Raw genomic sequence first — 10,277 nt, forward strand, 5'->3', positions numbered from 1 at the left:
CCCCCCGCGGGTCGGGTGGTGCGGGGGGTTGACCCCCCGCGGGTCGGCGCGCGGCGGCGCGCCGAAACCCATTTCGCATCCAATCGTGGATCAGGCCGCGATGAACTCGTTCCACTTGCGGACCATGTACTGGTTTTCGTCCATGACGGCGTTCCAGCAGGCCACGGCGCCCATGCGCTCTTCGAACGAACCGCCGTCGCGGGTCTCGCCCGCCTGGGCCAGCACGTCGCCGGTGGGAGAGGTGATCTCGCCCGTGGCTTCCTTGCCCTCGAACCAGTAGCCCCACTCGTTTTCCGACATGAACTCTTTTGAGGTCTCCGGAACGGCCGAGTAATAGCCCTGGCGCATCAGGTAGCCGCCGACCCAGCCCGAGAGGTACCAGTTGATGTATTCGTAGGCCGCGTCCAGCTCCATGCCCGACAGCGAGTTCGACAGGCCGATGCCGCCGCCCCACGAGCGGTAGCCTTCCTTGAGCGGCTGGTAGACGCAAGGAATGCCACGCGATTTCACGGCCGTGATGGCCGGCGACCACATCGACTGGATCACGACCTCGCCCGAGGCCATCAGGTTCACGGATTCATCGAAGGTCTTCCAGAAGGCGCGGAACTGGCCGGCCTTCTTGGCCTCGGTGAAGATCGCCATGGTCTTGTCGATCTCTTCGCGGGTCATGTTGCCCTTGTCGCCATACTGGATCTCGCCCATGGCCTCGCAGACCATCGCCATGTCCATGATGCCGATGGACGAGATGTCGAGGATCGACGCCTTGCCCTTGAACTCGGGGTTCAGAAGCTCGGTCCAGGACTCGATCGGACGGCCGATCAGGTCGGGGCGGATGCCCAGCGTGTCGGCGTTGTAGATCGTCGGGATGAGGGTCATCCAGTTGGTCTGCTCGTCGGCGAAGGTGGTCGCGCCCTGCTCGGGGACAAAGCCGACGGTATGCGGCGCGGTGCCCTGGGCGATCTCGCTTTCGGGCGTCAGCTTGCCGTCCTTGAAGATGCCTACGATCTTGTCGTAGTTTGCGATCCGGCTGACATCCATGGCCTGCAGGTTGCCGGTCGGCCAGACCTTCTTGCAGATCCAGTATTCGATGTCGGCGATGTCGAAGCTGTCGGGCTGGGTCGCCGCGCGCTGCGTCACGCTGTCCGAATCCAGCGCGGTCATCTCGAGCGTGAAGCCGAGGTCTTCCTTGACCTTGTTGGCCACGTCGTTGAGGTTCGACACCCCGGTGCCGAACTGGCGCAGGGTGATGTTCTTGGTTTCCTGGCCCCAGACCATGGGCGCGGGAAGCGCGGCGGCAGCCAGCGCGGCGCCCCCGGTCTTCAGCAGCGACCGGCGGCTGTAGCGGACCTTGGAGATCGTGGTCATGTGATGTCCTCTCTGATGGATGTTCAGGCGTTGTTGTTTGGGGTCAGGAGGCGAGCGGATGCGCCGCCCGTTCGTCCCAACCCAGCCCAATGACCTCGCCAAGGTCCCTGGGTGTCTCGAAGAATTGCGCCTCAGGGATCAGGGCGGTCACGTCCTGCTCGCCCGCCACGGTGGCGGTCAGCGCGACATGGGTGCCCTGGTACTCGATGCCCGAGACGCGGCCGTCGATCTTGCCGGCGGCGGCGGGTGTCACCACCATCTCGTCCGAGCGCAGCGCGAATTTGCCCTGCGGCAGGTCGAGCACGTTGTGCCCGCCCATGAAACGCGCCACGAAAGCGGTGCGGGGGGCGTTGAACACCTCGCGCGCGGGGCCGCTCTGTTCGATCACGGCGTTGTTCATGACGATGATCTCGTCCGCCAGCGCCAGCGCCTCGTCCTGGCCGTGGGTGACGTGGATAAAGCTGATGCCCAGCTCGCGCTGCAGCTTCTTCAGCTCGGACCGCATGCGGATGCGCAGGAACGGGTCGAGCGCCGACAGCGGCTCGTCCAGCAGCAGCACCTGCGGCCGGGTGATCAGCGCGCGGGCCAGCGCGACGCGCTGTTGCTGGCCGCCCGACAGCTGGTCGGGCTTGCGGTCGGCGTATTTCTGCATCTCGACCAGCGCCAGCATCTCGTCCGCGCGCTTGAGGCGGGTGGCCTTGTCGACACCCGCCATGCGCAGGCTGAAGGCCACGTTGTCGCGCACCGACAGGTGCGGGAACAGGGCATAGCTCTGGAACATCATCGCCGTGCCGCGTTTCGCCGGCGGCAGGTGCGACACGTCGCGGCCGCCCAGCACGATGGACCCGTCGCTGACGCTTTCATGCCCGGCGATCATCCGCAGGGTCGAGCTTTTGCCGCAGCCCGAGGGCCCCAGCAGGCAGGCATAGACCCCCGCCTTGAAGTGGTGCGAGATCGCATCCACGGCCAGGGCGTCGCCGTAGCGCTTGGTCAGAGATACCAGTTCCAGGTCGGATTGCATGGACATGTCGGGGGCCCCGTTCGCTTGCTGACCCAAGAAAGCCAGCCCGGCCGGGCGCTGCGCAAAGAAAATGCAGAGTCCCGCGCCCGTTTTTCACGCGTTGCACAAGCTTTCATCGAAATTGCTCCCAAGATGACGGCTTATTGTGCACAGGATTGTATGCAATCTGGTTTTGAACTGTGTTCAAGATCGCGCTCTTGTCTGCGTTGGGCCCCGCGCCCATGACGGAAGGCAGGAGCATTGCATGACCCGAATCACAGAGAACCCCGCCTTCATCCAGCCCACCGTTTCGGGACCCACGGCGACGCTTGTGACCTCACTCTCGCAGGCCATCCACGAGCACCGGCTGGTGCCCGGCACCAAGCTGGGCGAGGACGAGCTGAGCGAGATCTACAACGTGTCGCGCACAGTTGTGCGGCAGGCGCTGCAGGCGCTGTCGCACGAGCAGCTGGTCGAGCTGAAGCGCAACCGCGGCGCCTTTGTCGCCAAGCCGACGATCCGCGAGGCGCGCGAGGTGTTCGAGGCGCGGGCCCTGCTCGAACCGCGCACCGCGCGTTCTGCCGCCGAGCGGATGACCGAAGCCGCGCTGACCCGGCTCGAGGCGCATATCGCCGCCGAACACGAAGCGCTGGATGCCGGGGAATCGGGCAAGGCCCTGCGCCTGTCGGGTCAGTTCCACATCGAGATTTCGCACATTGCCAACCAGTCGATCATCGCCGGCTTCATCGAGCGGCTGGTGGCACGCTCGTCGCTCATCATCGCGCTCTACTGGAAGCGGCACTCTGCGCTTTGCGAGGAACATGCCCACCACGCGCTGGTCGAGGCGTTCCGCCGCGGCGATGGTCAGGATGCCGAAGAGCTGATGAAAAGCCACCTCGTGGACATCGTCTCGGCCCTCGACCTGCGCGAGGCGCCCAGCACCGACGTCAGCCTCAAGGACATCCTGTCGGGCTGATTGCCAGCGCCGCCCGGCCGCCTTACCCTGCCCGCGACGAGGGAGGGCACCATGGGCAGAGGCAACCGAGGGCAGGGCGATCACCATGTGACGACGCGAGGGGTGGCATGAATCCCGCGCTTTGGCTGGCCCGCAGCGCGACCCGCTGGCCGGACGCGCCCGCGCTGATCCGGGGCGCCGAGGTCGTCGCCGATTACACCGCATTCGCCCGTGCTGCCGCCGGGATCGGCGCCGCGCTGGCCGCGCGCGGGATCGAACCGGGCGACCGCGTCGCGATTTTCATGGGCAACTGCACCGAATACCTCGAGGCGCTTTACGGCATCTGGTGGATTGGTGCGGCGGCGGTGCCCATCAACGCCAAGCTGCATGAACGCGAGGCCGCCTGGATCATCGGCGATTCCGGCGCGCGGCTGGTGATCTGCGACGACGCCGCGGCGGCGATGCTCGAACCCTACATGGGCAACCGCGTGCTGTCGGTCGCCGGGCCCGAGTTCGACGCCATGCGGGCCGCGCCGGGCACCGCGCCCGCGCCGATGGGGCCCGACGACCTCGTCTGGCTGTTCTACACCTCGGGCACCACCGGCCAGCCCAAGGGCGTGATGCTGACGGCGGGCAACATCGCCTCGATGGCGCTGAGCTATTTCGTCGACGTGGACGAGGTGCGCACCGAGGACGCGGCGCTTTACGCCGCCCCGATGAGCCATGGCGCGGGGCTTTACAACGTCATGCACGTGCTGCGCGGTGCGCGCCACGTGGTGCCCGAAAGCGGGGGCTTCGATCCGGCCGAGATCCTTGCGCTGGGCCCCGTGGTCGGCCCGATCTCGATGTTCGCCGCGCCCACCATGGTGCGGCGGCTGGTCGATGTCGCCAAGGCGCGCGGCCTGACCGGCGAGGGGCTGCGCACCATCGTCTACGCGGGCGGGCCGATGTACGAGGCCGACATTCTCGAGGCGGTCGAGGCGCTCGGCCCCCGCTTCGTGCAGATCTATGGCCAGGGCGAATGCCCCATGGGCATCACCGCCCTGCCGCGCGAGACGGTGGCGGACCGCAGCCATCCGCGCTGGCGCGCGCGGCTGAACTCGGTCGGCACCGCGCAGACCGAGGTTGCGGTGGCGATCCTCGGGCCCGACGGCGTGGAGCTGCCCCGTGGCGATGTGGGCGAGATCGCGGTGCGCGGGCGCACGGTCATGGCCGGCTACTGGCAGAACCCCGAGGCGACGGCCAGGACCATCAAGGACGGCTGGCTCTGGACCGGCGACATGGGCCGCATGGACGACGAGGGCTACGTCACCCTCCAGGACCGGTCCAAGGACATGATCATCTCGGGCGGGTCCAACATCTACCCCCGCGAGGTCGAAGAGGTCCTGCTGACCCATCCGGCCGTCCACGAGGTGGCCATCGTCGGACAGCCCGACCCGGAATGGGGCGAGGTGGTCGTCGCTTTTGTCGTCCGTCATCCCGGCGCCGAGGTGGACGAGGCCGCGCTGGATGCGCTTTGCCTCGCTCACATCGCCCGATTCAAGCGGCCCAAGATCTACCACTTCACGGACGCCTTGCCCAAGAACAACTACGGCAAGGTGCTGAAGACCGAACTGCGGTCGCGGCTGTCCCGCGATTAAGATGGCCTAACAAATGGTTTAAGTTTTCGCGGTTGAGTGCGGAGGGTCTCCTTGACTACCCTGACGTGCCGGAACGGCCATCGGAGGGGCGGTCATGACCATGGAAATCCTGCAGCGCGAAAAAGTCACCCTGCGGGGCATGGCCAACGCCATCCGCTTCCTGTCGATGGATGCGATCGTCCGGGCCGAGGACGGCCACCCCGGCACGCCGCTGGGCGGGGCGGACATCGTCACGGGGCTTTTCGCGCATCACCTCAAGTTCGACCCCAAGGTGCCCGACTGGCCGGACCGCGACCGGTTCGTGCATTCGGCAGGGCACGGGTCGATGCTGCTCTATTCGCTGCTGCATCTCTGCGGCTACGACAAGATCGACATCGAGCAGATCAGGAACTTCCGCGTCCTCGGCTCGCATACTGCCGGCCACCCGGAATTCGACGTCTCGGCGGGGATCGAGACCACCACCGGCCCGCTGGGGCAGGGCATCGCCAATGCGGTCGGCATGGCGGTGGCCGAACGCATCCTCAACGCCCGGTTCGGCGACGGGATCGTCGACCACTACACCTATGCCTATACCGGTGACGGCTGCCTGATGGAGGGGATCGCGTCGGAGGTCATCGCGCTTGCCGGCCACCTGCAACTGGGCAAGCTGATCTGGCTTTGGGACGACAACCGGATGACCGACGACGGCCCGACCACCCAGACCGTCAGCGAAAACCAGATGGTGCGGTTCGAGAACAACGGCTGGCACGTCGAGATTGTCGATGGCCATGACGCCATCGCCGTGGCCGAGGCCATTGCCCGCGCCAAGACCGACGCCCGGCCGTCGATGATCGCCTGCCGCACCTTCATCGGCTTCGGCATTCCCCGGATCCAGGACGACCGCGCGGCCCATGGCGGCCGGATCTTTGCCGAGGACACCGATGCCGCCCGTGCGGCGCTGGGCTGGCGCCATCCGCCGTTCGAGATACCGCGCCCGCTTTACGATGCCTGGCACCGTCCCGGCCGCGCGGGGGCCGAGGCGCGCGCGGCCTGGCAGGCCCGCGTCGATGCGCTGCCCGAGGCAGAGCGCGCCGAGTTCGACCGCGTCATGGCAGGCGACCTCCCCAAGGGCTGGGACGCGGTGATCGCCGAGGCCAAGGCGCGCTTTGCCGCCGAAGGCAGCCCGCGCCCCGGCATCCAGGCCTCGGGCGAGATGCTCTCGGCTCTTGCCGATGTCATCCCCGAGCTGATCTCGGGCGCGCCCGACCTCGAGGCGGCGACCAGGCACAAGCGGCAGATGGCGCCCTTCACGGCGACGGATCGCACGGGGCGCTACATCCATTACGGCGTGCGCGAACATGCCATGGGCGCGATGATGAACGGCATGACGGTGCACGGCGGGATCGTGGCGATGGGGACCACGTTCCTGGTGTTCTCCGATTACATGCGGCACACGCTTCGGATGGCCGCGCTGATGCGGATTCCCGGCCTTTTCGTCTTCAGCCATGACAGCATCGGGATCGGCAAGAACGGTCCCACGCACCAGCCGGTCGAATACCTGGCGTCCCTGCGGGCGATCCCGAACATGTGGGTGATCCGCCCCGCCGACGCCATCGAGATGGCCGAAGCCTGGGAGCTGGGGCTTACGCATCGGAATGGGCCGACCTCGATCATCTGCTCGCGCCAGCCGGTGCCGCTGGTCTGCGATGCGCGGCCCGAGAACCTTGTTGCGAAGGGCGCCTACGTTCTGGCCGAGGCTGACGGGGAGCGCCGCGCGACGCTGCTGGCAACCGGCTCCGAGGTACAGATCGCCCTCGCGGCCCGCGAGGTATTGCAGGGGCAGGGCGTGCCGACAGCCGTCGTGTCGATGCCCTGCTGGGAGCTCTTCGAGCAGCAGGACCGCGCCTATCGCGCGTCCGTGCTGGGGCCGGACACGGTTCGGGTCGGGATCGAGGCCGCCGTGCGCTTCGGCTGGGACCGGTACCTTGGCATGGACGGCGCATTCATCGGCATGTCGTCCTTCGGCGCTTCCGGGGACGCGGGCGACGTGTTCCGCCATTTCGGAATCACCACGGATGCGGTGGTGGAGGCGGTGCAGGCGCGGCTGTGAGCCGTGGCCACGCCTGGACCAAGGACGATCATCGATTTCCGATTTGGCCTGCCGCCCCAAGAACCGGGTGACGAGACGCGCATCGCCGTGCCGGGGGGCGGCGATCCGAGGGTCGTGGGGGGCGCTTTATCCCGGCCAGGTCCGTAGAACTTTCGAAGGGAGCGCCAGGCCCATCCAAATCGCCGTGCCTAGGGGCGGCCGGTCATGTCGAAGACATGCTTGACGCATGATGCGCGGCGGCCTTGCGGCCTTTGTTCCGCGCGTGGATCTTGTCGAAAAGGTCGTCCGATTTGCCAAGGTTCCGGGTCGGGTTTCTTCCAGCTGGCCCCATCAGTTTGAGGATGCTCTCAGGTCGTCGCCACGCGCATTTGCGAACATCTCTGGCGAGTGGACGAATATCGCGCGGACCACCGCAGAGGACACGTGCAAGCAAACCCACACCCCATTCCCCTCCGCGCCGCCGCCCGCTACTCTCGCCCACATGCGGGACATCAACCTCAAGGCCACGGAATATTTCGAAGCGGTCGCCCGGCTGGGCACCGTGACCCGCGCGGCGGCCGAGCTGGGCGTGTCGCCCTCCGCCGTCAGCCAGCAGGTCTCCGCGCTCGAGGCGCAGTTCGGCGTGAAACTCTTCCGCCGCGAGAAGCGCCGCCTCGTCCTCACCCTCGACGGGGACCGCCTGTTCCAGACCACCACCAAGGCCTTCCACGCCCTGCGCAACGCCCGGTCGGCCATTGCGCGGCAGCGCGACCTGCGCAACCTCGTTCTGCGCACCTCTCCCAGCTTCGGCGTGCGCTGGCTGGGCCCCCGCATCGCCGATTTCGCTGCGGAAAATCCCGACTGGAACATCCGCGTCGATGCCACCCCCGACTACAGCGCCTTCGAGACCGAGGCGATCGATCTCGACCTGCGCTACGGCAACGGCGACTGGCCAGGGCTGACCGTGAACCCCGCCATGAGCGATCTCGTCATGCCGCTGTGCAGCCCCGCCTACCGCGACGGGCTGGACGGAGACCTCGCCACCCGCCTTGCCTCGGCCCGGCTGATCGACAGCGCCAAGGCGCTCTATCGCTGGGATCTCTGGCTCGCCGCGCAGGGCATCGCGCTGCCGGACCTGACATACCCGTTCCGCTTTGACCGTTCGTCCATGGCGATCGAACTGGCGAAACAGGGTGGCGGCGTCGCGCTCGACAATGCGGCCCTCTGCCTCACGGAGCTCGAACGGGGCGAGCTGGTGCCGCTTTGCCCCGAGGTGCCGGTCGTCGTCTTCCCGGCCTACTGGATCGTCAGCCCGCCGCGCCATTTCAACCGCCGCATCGTGGCCCGGTTCGACAGCTGGCTGCGCGCCCGCGCGGCCGAGCACGAGACGCAGGTCCGCGCCTGCCTCACCGCCATGGGCTGTTCGTTCCGCGAGGTCGAACAGATGGACCTGATCGGCGGCATGGATTAACCCTGCCTGACAGCATCGCTTAGAAAAACTGAACACGCCCGCGGCCGGAAACCCGCTATCACGGGCATCGACCAAAAGGGGAAGAGGTCCGCATGACCCAGCTCAAATTCGCCGACAGCCTGTCGCGGCTTGGCACCGAAAGCGCGTTCGTCGTGCTGGCGCGGGCCCAGAAACTCGCAGCCGAAGGGCGCGACATCATCAACCTCGGCATCGGCCAGCCCGATTTCCAGACGCCCGAGCATATCGTCGAGGCCGGCATCAAGGCCCTGCGCGACGGCCACCACGGCTATACCCCCGCCAATGGCATCCCGGCCCTGCGCGAGGCGGTCGCCGCCGACCTGCACCGCCGCCACGGGGTCGAGGTGAACCCCGACACCGTCGTCGTCCAGCCCGGCGGCAAGCCCACGATGTTCTTCGCCTGCCTGATGTTCGGCCAACCCGGCGCTGAGATCATGTATCCCAACCCCGGCTTTCCGATCTACGAAAGCGTCATCAAGTATTCCGGCGCCACGCCTGTGCCCATCGCGCTGAAGGAAGAGAACGGCTTTGCCTTCTCGGCCGAGGAAGTGCTGGCCCAGATCACCGACCGCACGTCCCTGATCATCATCAACTCCCCCGCCAACCCCACCGGCGGCGTGACCCCGCGCGAGGAGATCGACAAGCTGGTCGCGGGCCTTGCCGATCATCCGAACGTCGCGCTGATGTCGGACGAGATCTATTCCAACATGCTCTACGGCGGGCGCGAGCATGTCTCGCTCCTGCAATACCCCGAGATCCGCGACCGCCTCATCATGCTCGACGGCTGGTCCAAGACCTATGCCATGACCGGCTGGCGACTGGGCTACGCGGTCTGGCCCGAGGCCTGCGTGGATCATGTCACGCGGCTCTGCATTAACGACCATTCCTGCGTCAACGCGGCCACTCAATATGCCGGGATCGCGGCCCTCAACGGCCCACAAGACGCGGTGCGGGACATGGTCGCCCAGTTCGACGCGCGCCGCGAGGTCATCGTGCGCGAGCTGAACGCGCTGCCCGGCGTGCGCTGTTCCGATGCGGGCGGGGCCTTCTACGCCTTCCCCAACATCGAAGGCACGGGGATGAGCGCGATCGAGGCGCAGAACCGCTTCCTCGACGACTGCGGCGTGGCGACGGTGGCGGGGACCTCCTTTGGCAAATGGGGCGAAGGCTACCTGCGCTTTTCCTACGCCAACTCGACCGAGAACATCCTCGAGGCGCTGCGGCGGATCAGGGAGGTGTTGTAGGGCGGCCGTGGCGGCGGTGCATTGGTCCGGCCGTTTGGGGTCGGTCGGGGTTGCGTCGGTGCGTTTGGCTGGGGAAGGTCGGACGAGCGGGGCGCCGGAGACTGACGCCGCATCGGGTTCGGTCACATCGGCGGGCGGGGCGCGCATGACGGCGGCCGGGTGCAGTAAAGGTGCAGTAAAGGAGCCGTTGAATGACGGAAACGCGTACGATCTATGTCCGAGATGGATTCGGCGACAGTACCCTACAGTACGAGATGCTGAACGACGTGCCGACACTTCTGATGGAAATCAAGCACGGTCTGAAATCGAGAAACACAGATGTGACGCCCGACGATGCGCCTCCGGGCATTAAGCTATTCCGACCAGGTCCGGTGGCCGGATTTGGTGAACTGTTCGGCAACGTGCGCTTTACAACAAAGTTGACAGGCGGCCTTAGGGCCAGGACTCATAGCCAGTAGATGACGATTGCGGCGAGGGCGATGGCTGAGAGGAAGACCTTCGGGCATCTGTCGTATC

8 protein-coding genes are annotated in these 10,277 nt (G+C 66.8%); 6 read left to right on the plus strand and 2 right to left on the minus strand.

The window, feature by feature from the left end:
* Window positions 1-90: 90 nt before the first annotated feature.
* Entirely contained in the window at window positions 91-1,356 is a 1,266-nt protein-coding gene (locus MF270_RS18560; RefSeq protein ID WP_238367283.1) for an ABC transporter substrate-binding protein, read from the minus strand.
* 52 nt (window positions 1,357-1,408) lie between these two features.
* Window positions 1,409-2,392 (minus strand): ABC transporter ATP-binding protein, encoded by a 984-nt coding sequence (locus MF270_RS18565; protein WP_238367274.1) that lies wholly within the window; start codon window positions 2,390-2,392, stop codon window positions 1,409-1,411.
* A gap of 238 nt (window positions 2,393-2,630) precedes the next feature.
* On the opposite strand from MF270_RS18565, the gene MF270_RS18570 reads away from it, so the two are divergent.
* From MF270_RS18570 to MF270_RS18595, 6 genes are all read left to right on the plus strand, one after another.
* Window positions 2,631-3,341 (plus strand): GntR family transcriptional regulator, encoded by a 711-nt coding sequence (locus MF270_RS18570; protein ID WP_238367275.1) that lies wholly within the window; start codon window positions 2,631-2,633, stop codon window positions 3,339-3,341.
* Between the two features lie 107 nt (window positions 3,342-3,448).
* On the plus strand, window positions 3,449-4,960 hold the full coding sequence (locus MF270_RS18575) for an AMP-binding protein (protein ID WP_238367276.1): 1,512 nt from the start codon (window positions 3,449-3,451) through the stop codon (window positions 4,958-4,960).
* A gap of 94 nt (window positions 4,961-5,054) precedes the next feature.
* On the plus strand, window positions 5,055-7,049 hold the full coding sequence (gene tkt, locus MF270_RS18580) for a transketolase (protein ID WP_238367277.1): 1,995 nt from the start codon (window positions 5,055-5,057) through the stop codon (window positions 7,047-7,049).
* A gap of 481 nt (window positions 7,050-7,530) precedes the next feature.
* Window positions 7,531-8,499, plus strand: coding sequence for a LysR family transcriptional regulator (locus tag MF270_RS18585; RefSeq protein ID WP_238367278.1), 969 nt, complete (start codon window positions 7,531-7,533; stop codon window positions 8,497-8,499).
* 92 nt (window positions 8,500-8,591) lie between these two features.
* Window positions 8,592-9,761 (plus strand): pyridoxal phosphate-dependent aminotransferase, encoded by a 1,170-nt coding sequence (locus MF270_RS18590; protein WP_238367279.1) that lies wholly within the window; start codon window positions 8,592-8,594, stop codon window positions 9,759-9,761.
* A gap of 191 nt (window positions 9,762-9,952) precedes the next feature.
* The gene (locus MF270_RS18595) at window positions 9,953-10,219 is read left to right on the plus strand and encodes a hypothetical protein (RefSeq protein ID WP_238367280.1); all 267 of its coding nucleotides are present in this window, start codon (window positions 9,953-9,955) and stop codon (window positions 10,217-10,219) included.
* Window positions 10,220-10,277: the final 58 nt, after the last annotated feature.

Source organism: Mesobacterium pallidum, assembly GCF_019966535.1.
GTDB lineage: Bacteria > Pseudomonadota > Alphaproteobacteria > Rhodobacterales > Rhodobacteraceae > Mesobacterium > Mesobacterium pallidum.

Bases quoted from the DNA above. Each gene is read 5' to 3' on its own strand.
- MF270_RS18575 (WP_238367276.1), top strand. From the start codon at position 3,449: ATGAATCCCGCGCTTTGGCTGGCCCGCAGCGCGACCCGCTGGCCGGAC.
- MF270_RS18565 (WP_238367274.1), bottom strand. From the start codon at position 2,392: ATGTCCATGCAATCCGACCTGGAACTGGTATCTCTGACCAAGCGCTAC.
- MF270_RS18570 (WP_238367275.1), top strand. From the start codon at position 2,631: ATGACCCGAATCACAGAGAACCCCGCCTTCATCCAGCCCACCGTTTCG.
- MF270_RS18590 (WP_238367279.1), top strand. From the start codon at position 8,592: ATGACCCAGCTCAAATTCGCCGACAGCCTGTCGCGGCTTGGCACCGAA.
- tkt (WP_238367277.1), top strand. From the start codon at position 5,055: ATGACCATGGAAATCCTGCAGCGCGAAAAAGTCACCCTGCGGGGCATG.
- MF270_RS18585 (WP_238367278.1), top strand. From the start codon at position 7,531: ATGCGGGACATCAACCTCAAGGCCACGGAATATTTCGAAGCGGTCGCC.
- MF270_RS18595 (WP_238367280.1), top strand. From the start codon at position 9,953: ATGACGGAAACGCGTACGATCTATGTCCGAGATGGATTCGGCGACAGT.